This window comes from Burkholderia sp. SIMBA_051 (genome assembly GCF_046534915.1).
GTDB lineage: Bacteria > Pseudomonadota > Gammaproteobacteria > Burkholderiales > Burkholderiaceae > Burkholderia > Burkholderia ambifaria.
Window position 1 is genome coordinate 33932 of record NZ_JAWRXS010000001.1, and the last position, 16637, is coordinate 50568.

Consider the following 16637-nt stretch of genomic DNA (forward strand, 5'->3'; position numbering starts at 1 on the left):
ATTTATTACAATCGCATTATTCAGACTGACTTGCCGCCGCCCGGCGGCCCGACCCGGCCCTTGCATGAGCGTGAAAAAGAAGACCCACCCCGCCGATCCGTACGCCGCCGCCACCAAGCATCCGATGCTCGCGTCGCGCCTGCCGATGTGGCGCTCGAAACTGGTCGTGATCATGGTGTCCCTCGGATTCGCCGCGCTGATCGGACGCGCGTTCTGGGTGCAGGTCGCGAACCAGGATTTCTATGTCGGGCAAGGCCAGAAGCGCTACCAGCGCACGATCGAGCTCGACGCAATGCGCGGACGCATCGTCGATCGCAACGGCGCGATGCTCGCGGTCAGCCTGTCGACCTATGAAATCTGGGCGAACCCGAAACAGGTTGCCGACATCGACTATCCGCAGCTCGCGAAGCTGCTCGACATGCCGCTCGCGGAAATAAAACGCCGCCTGCGCAACGACCGTACGTTCGTGCTGCTGAAGCGGCAGGTCGACGCCGATACCGCGGGCCGGCTCGACAAGCTCGCGATCGACGGCATCACGCAGATCGCCGATTCGAAGCGCTTCTATCCGGAAGGCGAGTCGGCCGCGCACGTGGTCGGCTTCACCAACGTCGAGGACAAGGGCCAGGAAGGCGTCGAACTCGCGGCGAACGCGCGGCTGTCGGGTACGTCCGGGCAGCGCGAGGTGATCCGCGACCGGCTCGGACGCATCGTGTCCGACACGCGTCCGCTCGTCCCCGCGCAGCACGGCGCGACGATCGAACTGACGATCGACCGGCGCATCCAGCAGCTCGCGTTCAGCCAGCTCAAGGCCGCGGTGCTCGAGAACAACGCGGTGGCCGGCAGCGTCGTCGTGCTCGACGCGCAGAACGGCGAAATCCTCGCGCTCTCGAACTACCCGACCTTCGATCCGAATGATCGCTTCCGGCTGACCGGCCAGCAGTTGCGCAACCGCGCGGTGATCGACACGTTCGAGCCCGGCTCGACGATCAAGCCGCTCGTCGTCGCGCTGTCGATCGACGAGCGCAAGGTCACGCCGAACACGATCATCAACACGTCGCCGGGCACCTACAAGATCGGCCCGGCCGTGATCCACGACACGTCGAACCACGGCTCGCTGACCGTGTCGGAGGCGCTGCAGAAGTCGAGCAACGTCGCGCTCGCCAAGCTGGCGCTGAACCTGCCCGCCGAAACGATCTGGAACAAGTACCAGGAATACGGGATCGGCCGCGCGCCGGAGCTGACGTTCCCGGGCGTCGCGTCGGGCCGCCTGCGCGGCTACAAGCGCTGGCGGCCGATCGAGCAGGCGACGATGGCGTACGGCTACGGGCTGTCGATGTCGCTGCTGCAGATCGCGCAGACCTACACCGCCTATGCGGGCGACGGCACGCTGCACCCGGTGTCGCTGCTGAAGAGCGGCACCGATCCGCTGACGATGGATTCCCGTCGCGGGCACCGCGTGACGTCGCCGCAAACCGCGGCGGCGATCCGCGCGATGCTCGAGTCGGCGGTCGGCGAAGGCGGCACGGGGCGCCGCGCGCGCGTCGACGGCTACCGGATCGGCGGCAAGACGGGCACGGCGCGCAAGCAGGTCGGCGCGACCTATGCGAAGGGCAAGTACCGCGCACTGTTCGCGGGGATGGCGCCGATGAGCAACCCGCGCCTGATCGTCGCAGTGATGATCGACGAGCCGCGCGGCAAGGGCTATTACGGCGGCACGGTGGCCGGCCCGGTGTTTTCGTCGGTCACGAGCGGCGCGCTGCAGTTGCTCGGCGTGCCGCCCGATGCACCGGTCGAGCCGACGCCGAACGCGCCGGCCAGGGGCGCGGCCCCGCAGAAGCCGGGCGCGGCGCCGAAGGCAGCGGCGCAGCCGAAGACGGCGGCCGCGCAGAAGGCGGCGACGCCGGTGAAGACGGCCGCGCAATCCGGCGCGACCGTACAGGTGAAGGCGGCGGGCTGAAACCCGCCGGGTAAGACCGGGCGCGGCGGCCGGCGAATGCGTCGGCTATTCGCCGCGTCGAACGCCGCTCACGCGCTCTGTCGCCGTCCCGACGACCGGCGCGATCCCGACGGCCGGCGCAGTCCCGACAGCCGGCGCAGTCCCGACAGCCGGCGCAATCCCGACACCCGGCGCAACCCCGACACCCGGCGCAACCCCGACACCCGGCGCAACCCCGACACCCGGCGCAACCCCGACACCCGGCGCAGTCCAGCCGGCGCGGTCCCGACCGCCGGCGCGATCCCGCTACCCGCGCGAACGCGGCCGGGCGTGTGACAGGGCCGTCGAATACGCGCATGCGCAACCGTCAATGCGCGGCCGCCACCGGCTTCACCATCCTCCCGAGCACATGCTCGGTCATCCCGCGCGCGAGTTCGCTCTCGCCCATGAACACGGTGCCGACGCCCTCGCTCGCCAGCAAGTCGGCCTCGTCGCCGCTGTTCGTGCACAGCACGACCTCCAGCGTCGGGTTCAGCGTGCGCGAGATCTCGACGATCTGCCGCACGTCGAACACGTCTGGCAGCGTCACAACCAGCATCCCGGCACGGGCGATATGCGCCTGCACGAGCACGACCGGCTCGATCGCGTCGCCCGATACGGCCGCGACGCCGTCCGCGCGCAGCTTCTCGACGAGCTCGCGGTTCTGCTCGACGACGACATAGGCGATCCCGCGCTCGTCCAGCGCATGCGCGATGCGCGTGCCGACCTTGCCGTAGCCGACGATCACGACCTGACCGGTCAGGTGCGTCTGCGGCGTCGACATCGGCAGCGCGGCGAGCGGATCGTCGCGCGCCTCGAGCTTGCGCGCGAACGCCGAATGCTTGCGAATCCAGGCGAGCGCCGGATCGATCATCGCGAACAGCAGCGTGTTCATCGCGATCGAAATCAGCGCAACCGCGAGAATCAGGCTCTGCCCCTCGGCCGACAGCAAACCGAGCGCCCGGCCGAGACCCGCGAGGATGAACGAGAACTCGCCGATCTGCGCGAGGCCCGCGCCGACCGTCAGCGCGGTGTTCAGCGGGTAACGGAACGCAATCACGAGCGCGACCGCCGCGAGCGTCTTGCCGATCAGCACGATCGCCGCGACCTCGATCACGTGCAGCGGCTCGGTGAGCAGCACTGTCGGGTCGAACAGCATCCCGACCGAAATGAAGAACAGCACCGAGAACGCGTCGCGCAGCGGCAGCGTCTCGTCGGCCGCGCGCCGGCTGAACTCCGACTCGCGCATCATCATCCCGGCGAAAAACGCGCCGAGCGCGAACGACACGTCGAACAGCTTCGCCGCGCCGAACGCGATGCCGACCGCTGCCGCGATCATGCACAGCGTGAACAGCTCGCGCGAACCGGTACGCGCGACGAGCCACAGGATGCGCGGGAACACGCGCTTGCCGACCACCAGCATCAGCACGATGAACGCGGCGACCTTCAGCATCGTGACGCCGAGCGTGCCCCACACGCTGCCGCCGGCTGCGTGCGCGTCGCCGGGCGGCGTGCCGCCGAGCAACCCGGCGACGGGCGGCAGCAGCACGAGCACGAGCACCATCACGAGATCCTCGACGACGAGCCAGCCGACCGCGATGCGTCCGTTGACCGTCTCGACGAGCCCGCGCCCCTCGAGCGCGCGCAACAGCACGACCGTGCTCGCGACCGACAGCGCAAGCCCGAACACGAGCGCCGCGCCGACGCTCCAGCCCCACGTGAGCGCAAGCCCGCCGCCGAGCAGCGTCGCGACGGTAATCTGGACGACTGCCCCCGGCAGCGCGATCTTGCGCACCGCGAGCAGATCGCCGAGCGAGAAATGCAGGCCGACGCCGAACATCAGCAGCATCACGCCGACTTCGGCAAGCTGCTGCGCGAGCGACAGGTCGCCGACGAAACCGGGCGTGCCGGGGCCGATCACGATACCGGCGAGCAGATAGCCGACGAGCGGCGGCATTTTCAGCAGCGACGCGAGGTAACCGAAGATCATCGCGAGACCGAAACCGGCCGCGAGCAACGCAATCAGGCTGACGTCATGAGGCATCCCCCCTCCCAGGCTCTTGTAACGATTTAGTAAGGTTCAAGAGGCAAAGGATAAGGGATGAGGCGAAAAAATGGCGCGCCGCCGCGAAATTTTCACGCGGCGGCGCCCCATTGCGGGGTACTACCCCGGTCGGACAGAACGTGTCCCACGCGCCGCGAGTCCACGAGAGGCGCGATCGGGCGAGGCAGCCGCCCCGCCCCCCGCGTCAGCGGGATGCCTGGGGGAACCGCGCGCCCGGCGGCGGCTCCGGTCGCGTCGACGGCACGCTCTTGCGCACCTTCGCAACCTGCGCGGCCGTGATCGCCGCACCCGTATTGCCCCAGCTCGTGCGCACGAAGTTCGACACGTCCGCGACTTCCTGGTCCGACAGGCGCCAGCCGAACGGCGGCATCGTGAAGGTCGACGGCGCGGTGCGCGTGCCCGCGAGCGCGCTGCCTTCCAGCACGACGTGGATCAGCGACGTCGGATCCTCGCCCTGCACGACCGGGTTGCCGGCGAGCGCCGGGAACACACGCGTGTAGCCGTGGCCGTCGCTGCGGTGGCAGGCCATGCAGTTGTCGCGATAGACGGCCGCGCCCGGCTTGCTCGCGTCGCCGCCCTGCAGCGCCTTCGCGGCGGCCGCGTCATACACGTGCGGCTGCTCACCCTGCACGCGTGGCGGCAGCGTCTTCAGGTAGCGTGCGATCGCGGTCAGGTCGTCGTCGGTCATGTGCTGCATGCTGTGGCCGACCACGTCCGTCATCCCGCCGAACGCGGCCGTGCGCAGCGTGCGGCCGGTCTTCAGGAACTGCACGATCTCGGTTTCGGTCCACGCGCCGAGCCCGGTGCGCGGCTCGCCGCGCAGGCTCGTCGGCACCCAGCCGTCGATCGCCGCGCCGCCGGCCAGGAAGTCGAGGCCGCCCGCATCGGTCAGCGCGCGCTCCTGCATCGTCACCGCGCGCGGCGTGTGGCACGCGCCGCAATGGCCGAGCCCCTCCACGAGATACGCGCCGCGCGCGATCACCGGATTGGTATACGGCGTCGCATCGAACGGCTTCGGCGTCGGCGCGAACAGCTTGCGCCAGAACGTCAGCGGCCAGCGCATCGACAGCGGCCACACGATGTCGACCGCGCGGTTCTCGCGCTCGACCGGCGCCACGCCGTGCATGAAGTACGCGTAGAGCGCCTTCACGTCGTCGTCGCTCAGACGCGCGTAGGACGGGAACGGCATCGCCGGGTACATCGTGTCGCCGTTCTTGCGGACGCCCTCGCGCACCGCGCGGGTGAAGTCCTCGAGCGTCCAGCCGCCGAGGCCCGTCTTCGGGTCCGGCGTGATGTTGGTCGAATAGATCGCGCCGATCGGCGTGTCGAACTTCAGGCCGCCCGCGAACGGCTTGCCGCCGCTCGCCGTGTGGCACGCGATACAGTCGCCCGCGCGGGCCAGATATTCGCCACGCTTGACGAGGGCCGCGTCGGCCGACTGTGCGGCCGGTGCGGCTGCCGGGCCCGAAGCCGGCGCCGCCGGTTGCGCGAAGGCCGACCCGCCGGCGAGACCGAGCGCCGCCCAGGCCGTGCCGATCGCCAGTGCGCGCCGTAGCGGGGACATGCCGCGCGCGGCGTTGTAATGGTTCACTGTCCTCTTCATACGGTCACCAGCGGGGCGGGATTTTTCAGGTATTGCTCGCGGATCGCGCGTGCCGACCAGTAGGCCAGCGCGGCGATGATCCCGGTCGGGTTGTAGCCGATGCCCTGCGGCAGCGCCGACGCGCCCATCACGAACACGTTGTGCACGTCCCAGCACTGCAGGTAGCGGTTCAGCACGCTCGTCTTCGGATCGGTGCCCATGATCGCGCCGCCGACCAGGTGAGTCGTCTGGTACGCGCGCGAATCGAAATGCTTGCCGAACTCGCGCGTCGACACGCCGATCGCCTTCGGCCCCATCGCCTCCGCGATCTTCTTCATCTGCCCGGTCACGTACTGCGCCATCCTGATGTCGTTGTCCTTCCAGTCGAAGGTCATCCGCAACAGCGGCTGGCCGTACGAATCGCGATAGGTCGGATCGAGGTCGAGGTACACGTCGCGGTACGACATGTTCGTGCCGTGCGCGTCCATCGAGATCGTGTGCGCGTAGTTGTCCTTGACCGCCTTCTTCCACGCCGAGCCCCACTGCGGCGTGCCGGGCGGCGTCGCGATGCCGCTGATCGGCTTCACGCCCGCCTGGTTCACCCACAGCGGCGAGCCGCCGACGAAGCCGAGCGGGCCATGGTCGAAGTTGTCCGCGTTGAAGTCGTCCACCGCGACGCCGTTGCCGCCCGCGCCGATGAACGGATTCGTGTAGGTGTCCTTGTCGAAGAACGCCTTGATCGTCGACAGGTTCTGGTACGCGAAATTGCGGCCGACCACGCCTTCGCCCGAGATCGGGTCGTACGGCTTGCCGATGCCCGACAGCAGCAGCAGGTGCACGTTGTGATACTGGAACGCAGCGACGATCACGAGATCGGCCGGCTGATGCACTTCACGGCCGGCCGGGTCGACGTAGGTGACGCCCGTCGCGCGCTTCTTCGTGTCGTCCAGGTCCACGCGCAGCACGTGGCACTTCGAGCGCAATTCGAAGTTCGGCACCTGCTTCAGCGCGGGCAGAATGTTCAGGTTCGGCGACGCCTTCGAGTACATGTAGCACGCGTAGCCGCTGCAGTAGCCGCAGAAGTTGCACGGCCCCATCTGCACGCCGTACGGGTTCGTGTACGGCCCCGACGTGTTCGCCGACGGCAGCCGGTACGGATGCAGCCCGAGCGATTTCGCCGCGTCGGAGAAGCGCTGCGCCGAGTAGGTGTTGAGCTGCGCGGGCAGCGGGAAGTTGTCGCTGCGGTTCGCCTCGAACACGTTGCCGTCGCCGACCACCTTGCCACCGACCTTGTACGCCTGCCCCGACGTGCCGAACACTTTCTCCGCGAAGTCGAAATATGGCTCGAGCTCGTCGTAGCTGACGCCCGTGTCCTGGATCGTCATGCCTTCCGGGATGAACTTCTTGCCGTAGCGCTCTTCGTAGTGGCTGCGCAGGCGCAGCTCCTCCGGCGTGATCCGGAAGTGCACGCCCGACCAGTGCAGCCCCGCGCCGCCGACGCCCTCGCCCGGCAGGAACGCGGCGAGCTGCCGGTACGGCAGTGCGGTGTCCTGCACGCCGTGGCGGATCGACACAGTCGTCTTCGACAGATCGAGGAACAGCTTCTTGCGAACGTTGTAGGTCAGCTCGTCGATCGTGTTCGGATACGCGCCGTCCGGATAGGTGTCGCGATACTCGCCGCGCTCGAGCGCGACGACGTTCAGGCCCGCTTCGGTCAGTTCCTTCGCGAGAATCGCGCCGGTCCAGCCGAAGCCGACAATCACCGCATCGACGTGCGGCTTCTTTTCCGCGGCCATCAGCTGCGCTCCCCGTTGATCGAAACCGGGCCGTACGGATACGGCTTGCCGTTCTGGTTGACGAAATCCATGAAGTCGGCGCGCGCGCCCGGAAAACCGATCATCTTCCACGCGGCCATGTCGTGATTGCCGCCATGCACCGGATCGCAGAAGTAGCCTTCACGCGTGTTCTGCAGCAACTGGCCGAAGAACACGGTGGACGGCACGTCGTCGATCTGCGCGCCGCCCTTCTCCAGCGCGCCGAGCACGGTGTCGCGGGTCGGTGCGTCGAGGTCGGCGAACGTCTTGCCGTGCGCCTTTTCGCAATAGCGGTTGACCGCTGCGATGCCGAGCCGGTAGATGTCGCGCGGCACGAGCTTCAGCTGATAGCCGAGTTCGGGCACGCCCTGCTGGAACGGCCCCTGCATGTACCACGTCGCGCCGTGCGCGTACGGGGTTTCCATCTGGCGGTCGATGAATTCGGGCACGCCGGTGTCGAGGGCGCCGGGGCCGTCGGCGTCGGCCGGGATCAGCCGGTCGACGGCGGCCTGGACGAACGCCCACTCCTTCGCATCGAAGAAGGTCGGCTTGTACGGCGCGCGTTCGGCGCCGGCCAACGCGGTGGACGCATTGCCGGCGGCGGTCGCGGACGACGACGAGCGCAGGTCGCAACCGGCGACCGACGCGATCGGCACGAGCGCGACCGACGTGCGCAGGAAACGGCGGCGCGAATTGGGTTTGTCGGGTGGCGTGGACATGGTCGGATGTTGATCGTTGGGGAGCGTGGTTCGGGGACGCGCATTCCGCATGCGCCATGCCCGACCGGTAGCCATGCCGCACGCGGCCGGCGATCCTGTTTTTGCTGTATTGCAAACACTGTCGATGCGGGCGCCGGCCGCGCATTGGCGGGCGGCGCCGTCATGCAGCCGCGGGCGCGCCGGTTCGGGCGCGCCGCGCGGGTCGACCTCTTCGCGGGTCTTATCATCGGACAAATAACGGGCTTCTCACGTCATTTACCCGCCATCGCCATGGGCCTGGTTCAACTTAGACGCCGCGCCGGCCGACGGCAAGCGCAACGTGCACGACCCTCATTTCGGGCCCGGCAACGAGTGCCGCGAATTATAGATGGAACCGGTTCCATTTCCAAAGGGTTAGATGCAATTCATTGCATCGGAAATCGCAACAATTGAAAAATGCGGGAACCGGGATAGGCAAGAGCCGCAGCACGATCACGTCGTGGCATGCGGAGGGGTACCGGACGCAGGCGCGGGTTTCGCCCGCTCTGTGCAGGTCATTTTCAGGAATAACCCGCGCGCCCCGGTCGGTGCTTTCGTCGAAAACCGCGACGTGCGTTACGGCTTCGCTCGCTGCAAGATGACCGCCCTGATCGGCCCGGCACTCACCACGGCCACAGCATCGATGCGATCGACAACGCGAGCGCCGCGCAAAGCGGCGAGTAACAGAGGCTGTCCATCCGCGCGAAACGCGACCCGCGGATCCGCTTGAAGAAGCCGACGTAGCGGAAATCGCCGATGGCGCGCACCGCGAAGATCAATGCGAGCGCAACGACCGCGAACGCGATCGCGCCGGGATACAGGTTCGGCCACAGCCAGCCCGCGCGCGACGCCACCGCGCCTGCGCCGGCCAGCAACGCCGCCGCGATGGCAAGCGTGCCGCGCGCGCTCGGCCGCAGCAGCGGCACCCCGTCCTGTTCCGGAATGGCCGCACGCTTGCCGAGGCTTCCGCCGAACGCCCAGTAGACGTGAACCAGTGCGATCGCGCAAAGCGTCGGCACGCTGAAATACGCGCTCGTCATGTCGGTAAGGTTCCTTGCTTCATCGTGTCGTTGTGTCGCGTGATCCACCCGAATGGACTCCGGCACGCGGCCCCGCTCAGCGGCATACAAGACGATACCCAAACCCCGTGCCGCGCGCATTGCGACGTCCGGTCGCAATGCGCCACGCCGCGTGTTGCACTGCAGTGTGCGCACCGTCGCGGCGGGCCGCCGCTTGACTTCCCTCCGGGCACCACTACCCTTTTATTCCAATACGGCCATCGGACCGTGCATGCCCACGTCGCACACGGGCCGTTCGCCGGCACGCACGGTCAGACGATCGCAGCGCGCTCGGGCACGACAACAATGACGAATACCCAAGGAGACGACTCATGCTGATCGGTGTGCCGAAAGAGATCAAGAACCATGAATACCGCGTCGGCCTCACGCCGGCCGGCACGCGCGAACTCACGCGGCATGGCCACCACGTGCTCGTGCAGCGCGGCGCGGGCACCGCGATCGGCCTGCTCGACGACGACTACACGGCCGCCGGTGCGGCGCTGTGCGACGACGCGCGCGAGCTCTTCGCGCGCGCCGACATGATCATCAAGGTCAAGGAACCGCAGGCCGCCGAATGCGCGATGCTGCGGCGCGGGCAAATTCTTTATACGTACCTGCATCTCGCGCCCGATCCCGAGCAGGCTGCCGCGCTCGTGAAGTCCGGCGCGGTCTGCATCGCGTATGAAACCGTGACGGGCCCCGGCGGCGGGCTGCCGCTGCTCGCGCCGATGAGCGAGGTCGCGGGACGCATGTCGATCCAGGTCGCGGCGACACACCTCGAAAGCCCGCGCGGCGGCCGCGGCGTGCTGATGGCCGGCGTGCCCGGCGTGCCGGCGGCGCACGTCGTGGTGCTCGGCGCGGGCGTGGTGGGCACCGGTGCGCTGCAGATGGCGGTCGGCCTCGGCGCACGCGTCACCGTGCTCGACACCAACGTGGGCCGGCTGCGCCAGCTCGACCTGATCTTCGCGAACCGGATCTCGACCGTCTGCTCGAACGCGCACACGATCGACGAAGCCGTGCGCGAAGCCGACGTCGTGATCGGCGCGGTGCTCGTGCCGGGCGCGTCGGCGCCGCGGCTCGTCACGCGCGACATGATCGCGACGATGCGCACGGGCGCCGTCGTCGTCGACGTCGCGATCGACCAGGGCGGCTGCTTCGAGACCTCGCACGCCACGACGCATGCGCAGCCGACCTTCGTCGTCGACGGCGTCGTGCACTATTGCGTCGCGAACATGCCGGGCGCGGTCGCGCGCACGTCGACATTCGCGCTGAACAATGCGACGCTCGGCCATGCGCTCGCGCTCGCCGACAAAGGCTGGAAACGCGCGATGACCGACGACCCGCATCTGCGCGCGGGCCTGAACGTGTGCGATGGCCACGTCACGTACGAGGCCGTCGCGCTCGCGCTCGGCCTGCCGTACGTCCCTGCGGAAGACGTGCTGGCCTGAGCCCCGCGCGCCGTCACGCACCCTTCGGGCGGTCGCGCTTCGACGCGCCGCTCGCGCTGCCCGCACCGCCCATCGTGCGCGCCAGCAGCGGCCGCAGTTGCGCGAGCGTGCGCGTGTTGAGCACGTCGTGCCGCGTGAGCCAGCCGCGCCGCGCGTGGCCGATACCGTATCCGAGGTTGTCGAGATCGTCCGCGCAGCGGGCGTCCGAGCCGATCGCCACCGCGACGCCGGCCTTCGCCGCCTCGCGGCACCACAGGTCCGGCAGATCGAGCCGCCGCGGGTCGCCGTCGAGCTCGACGAAGCAGCGGCGCGCGGCGGCCGCGGCGAGCACGCGCGGCACGTCGAGTTCGCAGGCGTCGCGTTCGCCCAGCAGCCGGCCCGTCGGATGCGCGAGGATCGTGAAATACGGATGATCGATCGCGCGCAGGATCCGCTCGGTCTGCCTGTCGCCCGGCAGGTCAAAGCCGTCGCGCACCGCGCCGACGACGAGGTCGAGCCGGCCGAGCACGTCGTCGGGCACATCGAGGCTGCCGTCCTCGCGAATGCCGGCCTCGACGCCCTTCAACAGCACGAAGTCGTCGAACGACGCGTTGAGGCGGTCGATCTCGTCGATCTGCCGCACGAGCCAGTCGCAATCGGTACGGCCGCCACCGACATCCGGCATGCGATCGGTGACGGCCAGATACGCAAGCCCGCGCGCGCGGGCCGCGTCCGCCATCGCACGCAGGCTGTCGCGCCCGGCCGACGCGTCGGTATGCGCGTGCAGATCGCCATGAAGATGCCTGCGCTCGACCAGCGCCGGCAGCGTGCCGGCGCGCGACGCGTCGATCTCGCCACGGCCCTCGCGCAATTCGGGCGGCACCCAGTGAAGGCCGATCGCCTCGTAGACGGAGGCCTCCGTCGCGCCCGCGATCCGTTCGTCGCCGCGGAACACGCCGTATTCGTTGATCTTCAGGCCGCCGGCCTGCGCGATCCGGCGCAGCGCGATGTTGTGCGCCTTCGACCCGGTGAAATAGACGAGCGCCGCGCCGAACGCGTCGGCGTCGACGACGCGCAGGTCGACCTGCAGCCCGTTGCCGAGCATCACGCTCGAACGCGTCTTGCCGTTCGCGAGCACGCGCGCGACGTCCCCGCAGCTGACGAACGCGTCGGCCACCGCGGCCGCATCTTGTGCGCTCACGAGGATGTCGAGATCGCCGACCGTCTCGCGGCAGCGCCGAAAACTGCCGGCCGGCACCGCTTCGCCGACGCCGGCCACTTGCCGCAGCCGCTCGAGCATCGGCCGCAGCGATTGCGCGGCATCGGGCAGCAGGAAGCGCTGCGGCTCGCGCTGCAGACGTTCATCGATCGCGTCGAGCAGATGCGCTTCGGTCTTCGCGCCGAAGCCCGGCAGCGCGCGCACGTGCCCGCTCTTCGCTTCGGCGCGCAACTGTTCGAGCGAGTCGACGTGCAATGCATCATGCAGCGCCTTCACGCGTTTCGCGCCGAGCCCCGGCACGTCGAGCAGTTCGACGATCGCGCCCGGCAACGCATGGCGCAGCGTTTGCTGCAGTTCGCAGGTGCCGGTCGCGGCGATTTCGCGCAGCTTCGCCGCGAGGTCGGCGCCGATCGAGGGAATCTGGCCGAGATCGCTACCGTTCGCGATCATCGCCGGAATGTCGCGCCCGTACTCGGCAATCGTACGGGCCGCGTTGCGATAGGCGCGCACCCGGAACGGATTCGCGCCCTGGATCTCGAGCATGTCGGCGATTTCGGCGAATACGGCCGCGCACTCGGCATTGTGGATCGGCATGATCGGCGTGGCTCCCTTCCACGTGGATGGCGCCGTGCGCTGGCGCGTCGGCGCTTGCCCGCCCGGCGCCGCATGTCGACGGCGGCGGGCGCCCGTTGGTCATCCTGCGCCGGTTGCCCGTGTCGCGTCGCGCGGGGCGCGCTACCGGCGCGGCCGCGGCGAAGACATCAGAGCGATGCGCGTGGCGTCGTCGCGTAGCGACGCTCGTACACCGACTGGCAATGCGTGCAGCGCTCGGCGCTCGGCCGCGCGAGCAAACGCTCGTAGCCGACCGGCGCATCGCAGTCGATGCACTCGCCGTAGCTGCCGTCGCGCATGCGCTGCTGCGCACGCCCGATCGCGCGCAACTCGGCCAGCTTCATGCCGATCAATGCGTGATCCATGTCGACGAACAGATCGGCATTCGCCTCGTCGCCCTCGTCCGGCGCCGCGCCGGCGAGTTCCGCATAGGACTCCGACGCGCGCTGGTCCTCGGTCGTCCGGATATCCGCCCGCAACGTCTGCTCGCTGTCGGTCAGCCGCCGCTGCAGCGTCTGCCGTTGTTCTCGGTCGAGCGCCATCGCCGTCTCTCCTTTTCCCGGTTTCCGCGCAATGACGCATGCGGCGCGCGGTTGTCGCGCCGGTGCACGGCGGGCAGGCATGCGTCGCCCGCCGTGTCCGGATCCGCGCCCGGCCGCACGATGGGCCGGACGCATTCGACGCAGCATAAACCCAATGCACACGCATGTGTTGACCGGCGTCAGCGGCCGCACCGCGCGCCCGAAAACCGGGGACGGACCTGAACACCCGCGCGAGCGCATTCGTCCGACGCAGCGGCCGTTGAGATCGATCAATCCCCTGTACAAAGTTGCGTCGTAGATTGAAAACATGCGCGGCGAATCCGCGGCTTTCCGGGAGAACGTCATGGTATTCGGCGTCGTCATCTGGGTGGCCCTTGCGGCCCTGTTCCCGACGATGGTCGTGCCGACGATTCAGCACGCCATCCAGCCGTCGAGCGCGCAAGCCGCGCCCGACGCTCAACCGACCGCTTCGCCTGCCGTCTTGCCCGCTGCCTTGCCGACGGGTGGACAACCGCCGGCGGATAGTTGAACGCGGCTTCGGTTTAGGGTCCGCGGTTGCGGTTGCGGTGCACGTCTCATCGAGACGTCGTCTCTCACCCGAAATACTTCGCAATCCTCTTCATCAGAACGCATTGCGTCCGACGAAACCGCGCACGACCGTCATCAGGATGATCTTCATGTCGAACCAGAAACTCCAGTTCTGCATGTAGAACAGGTCGAGCTTCACGCGCGCAGCCATCGCCTCGACCTTGCGCGTCTCACCGCGATAGCCGTTCACCTGCGCCCATCCCGTGATCCCCGGCCGCACGCGATAGCGATACATGTAGCAGTCGATCAGTTGCCGGTAGAAGTCGTCGTGTTCGATCGCATGCGGACGCGGGCCGACCACCGACATCTGGCCGGACAGCACGTTGAAGAACTGCGGCAGCTCGTCGAGCGACGTGCGCCTCAGGAACGCGCCGACCGGCGTGATGCGCGCGTCGTTGCGCGACGCCTGCCGCACGACGCCCGGCTGCGCGCGATGCGCGCGCATCGTCCTGAACTTGAGGATATGGAACTCCCGTCCGTCGGCGCCCTTGCGGCGCTGCCGGAACAACACGGGCCCCGGCGACGACAGCTTCACCGCGATCGCCAGCACCGCGAGCAGCGGCAGCAGCGGAATCAGCACGGCGACCGCGAACAGCCGGTCGAACGCGAACTTCGCCCACAGTTCCGGTGCGGAACGCGGCGTGGTCGCGAGGTTGATCGCCGGCATGCCGAGCACATCGGTCGCGGAACGCTCGACGACCGCCATCTGCCGCACGTCCGGCAACAACCGCAGCTCGACGAACTCGTCACGCAGTTCGCGCACGATGCGCCGGATGCGCGACTCGTGCGACATCGGCAGCGTGAGCCACACTTCGTCGATCTCGCCGGCGCGGATCATGCGCCGCAGCGCGACCCAGTCGTCGATCACCGGCACACCGCCGATCCCGTCCGCCGAGGCGGCCGGCGCATCGTCGTCGAACACGCAGGCCGCCGCGAACGGTCCGGCCGGCTCGAGCTGCATGCGCTCGATCGCCACGCGTCCGTAAGCGGTCGCGCCGACGATCGCGACGCGCCGCTGCCGCGCGCGCGCGTCACCGCGCTGCATCGCCAGCGCGCATAGCGCCAGCCTGCCGAGCAGCAGCGCCGCGTCGCCGGACAGCACCGTCCGCGCGATCCAGCGCGTCGTGACCGTCCCGCCACGGTTCATGATCCATATCGTGCCGACCACCGTCAGCGCACCCGCGCACACGACGGCGACCACCGTGCGCGTCAGCACGATACCGCCGCCATGCGTCGGCGCCCCACCGCGCGACACGCGCACGGTGCGCGGCAACAGCGCGACGGTCAGCACGCACAGCAATGCAATCGCGCCGCGCTGCGCATCCGACAGATCACGCCACGCGAGCCCCATCGCGGCCTGCGCGGCGAGGGTTCCCGCCAGCACGAGCGCGACGTCGGCCGCTGCGACCGCGGCACGCCGCATCGCATTCGTTCCACCCGCCAGCGCGTGCATCGTCACGCACCGTGCGCGGGGAATCCGCCGTGCATGTCCTGCATGCGCTGTCGCACCGGCAGCGATCGCGCACCGGCTCGCGCGCCGAGCAGCCGGCGATAGTCCGCACGAATCAGCTCGTAGCACTCGCATGCCTGGCGCTCGAGACCGTCGCGATCGAGCACGGTGATGCGCCCGCGCCGCTGCCGGATCAGCCCGGCCTCCTGCAGATTGCCGGCTGCTTCCGTCACGCCTTCGCGACGCACGCCGAGCATGTTCGCGATCGTCTGCTGCGTGACGGCCAGTTCGTCGCCGTCGATCCGGTCGTGCGCGAGCAGGAGCCAGCGGCTCAATTGCTCGCTGACCGAGTGGTGCCGGTTGCACAGCGCGCTGCGCGACACCTGCGCCATGATCGCCTGACAGTAGTTCAGCAGCAGGCGGTACGTGTCCGGCGAACGTTCGAATTCCGAGCGCATGATGCAGGTCGGCACGCGATAGGCCATCCCGCCGATGCGGACTTCGATGCGGTTCGACACCGCGGTGCCGCCGAGCAGCGTCGCCAGGCCGACCGTGCCTTCGCGGCCGACCATCGCGACCTCGACCATCGCCCCGTCCTCCATCAGGTGCTGGACGGACATCATGGCGGTGGTCGGGAAATGCAGGTGGCGCATCGGCTCACCGACCCGGTCGAGCATGCCGGCCTTGATCCTGACCAGCTCGAGATGCGGTGCAATGGCACGGATGCTGTCCTCGGGGAGAGCGCCGAGAATGGCATTCGCCGAGTAGCTCGAGTAAAGATGAAGCATGGCTGTATCCCTTTATTGTCCGCGCCGCATGCAGCTGCGTCAGCGGAACTCGTTATCGCGATGCGCGCCCGGACGACGACGCGGGTTGCGGCCACAACCCTCGACCGAATCGACCTTCGGCTTCACGCCGCCGGATCGAATCGGCAGTCCGTTTCGACACGCCTGCCCGAATAAGCGATTTACGTGCCAATACCCGCTTCATCCTTAATATATAAATGACACGTGATTGAGAGCGCCCGAATAGCCGCCGGAAAACCGCAAAAAGCGTCTCATTTCCGGACACCCTCCGCCGTCGCCGACACAGCATGCGATTCGACTGATCAATGCTCACGCCCCGCACGGTGGCGCCCGGAGCGGCGCGCGATGCTTATCGTTCAAATACTTACGGGCCGTTTTCAATTGTTTCCGTGATGTCTCGCACGACACCGGAGCGGCAGACCGGGCCTCAAATGACCGTTTGAAACTGTCTCAAATTTGAATCGATCCACTAATTCTCGGCTTTGTAAGCCAACGCACACATCCACACCAAGCCAATGATTCAATTGAACAAAATGATGGACGAATATCGATTGTCAAATAATGTTCAAGAGACTCCGAATAATTTCCGCTGTACGATTTGCATCGTCGTCCGATTGATTCACGATCGGCACTGAATTCACCACTTATCCATCGATCCACTTCGAGGCGATTAACTCACGAAAACATGAACTTCAAATCCATATAACAGTTGCATATACATCTAAACGTCAAACTTTGTGAAATGACGTAATGCGTAATTTA

At 67.9% G+C, this 16637-nt stretch carries 12 protein-coding genes; 3 read left to right on the forward strand and 9 right to left on the reverse strand.

Translation table 11 applies throughout. From position 1 onward, the window contains the following. Positions 1-64 precede the first annotated feature (64 nt). The gene (locus SB771_RS00170) at positions 65-1957 is read left to right on the forward strand and encodes a peptidoglycan D,D-transpeptidase FtsI family protein (RefSeq protein ID WP_126225289.1); all 1893 of its coding nucleotides are present in this window, start codon (positions 65-67) and stop codon (positions 1955-1957) included. A gap of 346 nt (positions 1958-2303) precedes the next feature. Here SB771_RS00170 and SB771_RS00175 read toward each other — a convergent pair whose 3' ends face one another. The 5 genes from SB771_RS00175 to SB771_RS00195 all read right to left on the reverse strand — a co-directional run bounded on the left by SB771_RS00175 (position 2304) and on the right by SB771_RS00195 (position 9213). Beyond that, positions 2304-4019 (reverse strand): cation:proton antiporter, encoded by a 1716-nt coding sequence (locus tag SB771_RS00175; protein ID WP_105832748.1) that lies wholly within the window; start codon positions 4017-4019, stop codon positions 2304-2306. A gap of 205 nt (positions 4020-4224) precedes the next feature. Further along, positions 4225-5643 carry a c-type cytochrome gene (locus SB771_RS00180; protein ID WP_175659354.1) on the reverse strand — a complete coding sequence of 473 codons (1419 nt, stop codon included), beginning with the start codon at positions 5641-5643 and terminating at the stop codon, positions 4225-4227. Further along, positions 5640-7418: a GMC family oxidoreductase gene (locus tag SB771_RS00185; protein ID WP_011658664.1), complete on the reverse strand. Its 1779-nt coding sequence runs from the start codon at positions 7416-7418 to the stop codon at positions 5640-5642. The genes SB771_RS00180 and SB771_RS00185 overlap by 4 nt, the downstream gene beginning before the upstream one ends. Then, entirely contained in the window at positions 7418-8155 is a 738-nt protein-coding gene (locus tag SB771_RS00190; RefSeq protein WP_175659355.1) for a gluconate 2-dehydrogenase subunit 3 family protein, read from the reverse strand. The genes SB771_RS00185 and SB771_RS00190 overlap by 1 nt, the downstream gene beginning before the upstream one ends. A gap of 641 nt (positions 8156-8796) precedes the next feature. Next, complete coding sequence (locus tag SB771_RS00195; RefSeq protein ID WP_175659356.1) at positions 8797-9213, reverse strand: DUF3995 domain-containing protein; 417 nt, start codon at positions 9211-9213, stop codon at positions 8797-8799. 350 nt (positions 9214-9563) lie between these two features. On the opposite strand from SB771_RS00195, the gene ald reads away from it, so the two are divergent. Further along, a complete protein-coding gene (gene ald, locus SB771_RS00200; protein WP_175659357.1) occupies positions 9564-10679 on the forward strand; it encodes an alanine dehydrogenase in 1116 nt (371 codons plus the stop codon). Positions 10680-10692: 13 nt separating this feature from the next. Here the strand turns inward: ald and polX are convergent, their stop codons facing one another. Together polX and SB771_RS00210 are read right to left on the reverse strand one after the other, a co-directional pair. Further along, entirely contained in the window at positions 10693-12471 is a 1779-nt protein-coding gene (gene polX, locus SB771_RS00205) for a DNA polymerase/3'-5' exonuclease PolX (RefSeq protein ID WP_175659358.1), read from the reverse strand. Positions 12472-12638: 167 nt separating this feature from the next. Further along, positions 12639-13031, reverse strand: a complete 393-nt coding sequence (locus SB771_RS00210) for a TraR/DksA family transcriptional regulator (RefSeq protein WP_006753534.1) — start codon at positions 13029-13031, stop codon at positions 12639-12641. Positions 13032-13374: 343 nt separating this feature from the next. Between SB771_RS00210 and SB771_RS00215 the strand changes: the two genes are divergently transcribed. Further along, positions 13375-13560: a hypothetical protein gene (locus SB771_RS00215; RefSeq protein WP_041491641.1), complete on the forward strand. Its 186-nt coding sequence runs from the start codon at positions 13375-13377 to the stop codon at positions 13558-13560. A gap of 93 nt (positions 13561-13653) precedes the next feature. Here SB771_RS00215 and SB771_RS00220 read toward each other — a convergent pair whose 3' ends face one another. Further along, positions 13654-15042: an undecaprenyl-phosphate glucose phosphotransferase gene (locus tag SB771_RS00220; RefSeq protein ID WP_175659359.1), complete on the reverse strand. Its 1389-nt coding sequence runs from the start codon at positions 15040-15042 to the stop codon at positions 13654-13656. 32 nt (positions 15043-15074) lie between these two features. Beyond that, positions 15075-15857, reverse strand: a complete 783-nt coding sequence (locus SB771_RS00225) for a Crp/Fnr family transcriptional regulator (protein WP_126225281.1) — start codon at positions 15855-15857, stop codon at positions 15075-15077. Positions 15858-16637: the final 780 nt, after the last annotated feature.

Bases quoted from the DNA above. Each gene is read 5' to 3' on its own strand.
- SB771_RS00195 (WP_175659356.1), bottom strand. From the start codon at position 9,213: ATGACGAGCGCGTATTTCAGCGTGCCGACGCTTTGCGCGATCGCACTG.
- SB771_RS00170 (WP_126225289.1), top strand. From the start codon at position 65: ATGAGCGTGAAAAAGAAGACCCACCCCGCCGATCCGTACGCCGCCGCC.
- SB771_RS00220 (WP_175659359.1), bottom strand. From the start codon at position 15,042: ATGCGGCGTGCCGCGGTCGCAGCGGCCGACGTCGCGCTCGTGCTGGCG.
- SB771_RS00185 (WP_011658664.1), bottom strand. From the start codon at position 7,418: ATGGCCGCGGAAAAGAAGCCGCACGTCGATGCGGTGATTGTCGGCTTC.
- SB771_RS00175 (WP_105832748.1), bottom strand. From the start codon at position 4,019: ATGCCTCATGACGTCAGCCTGATTGCGTTGCTCGCGGCCGGTTTCGGT.
- polX (WP_175659358.1), bottom strand. From the start codon at position 12,471: ATGCCGATCCACAATGCCGAGTGCGCGGCCGTATTCGCCGAAATCGCC.
- SB771_RS00225 (WP_126225281.1), bottom strand. From the start codon at position 15,857: ATGCTTCATCTTTACTCGAGCTACTCGGCGAATGCCATTCTCGGCGCT.
- SB771_RS00190 (WP_175659355.1), bottom strand. From the start codon at position 8,155: ATGTCCACGCCACCCGACAAACCCAATTCGCGCCGCCGTTTCCTGCGC.
- ald (WP_175659357.1), top strand. From the start codon at position 9,564: ATGCTGATCGGTGTGCCGAAAGAGATCAAGAACCATGAATACCGCGTC.
- SB771_RS00215 (WP_041491641.1), top strand. From the start codon at position 13,375: ATGGTATTCGGCGTCGTCATCTGGGTGGCCCTTGCGGCCCTGTTCCCG.
- SB771_RS00210 (WP_006753534.1), bottom strand. From the start codon at position 13,031: ATGGCGCTCGACCGAGAACAACGGCAGACGCTGCAGCGGCGGCTGACC.
- SB771_RS00180 (WP_175659354.1), bottom strand. From the start codon at position 5,643: ATGAAGAGGACAGTGAACCATTACAACGCCGCGCGCGGCATGTCCCCG.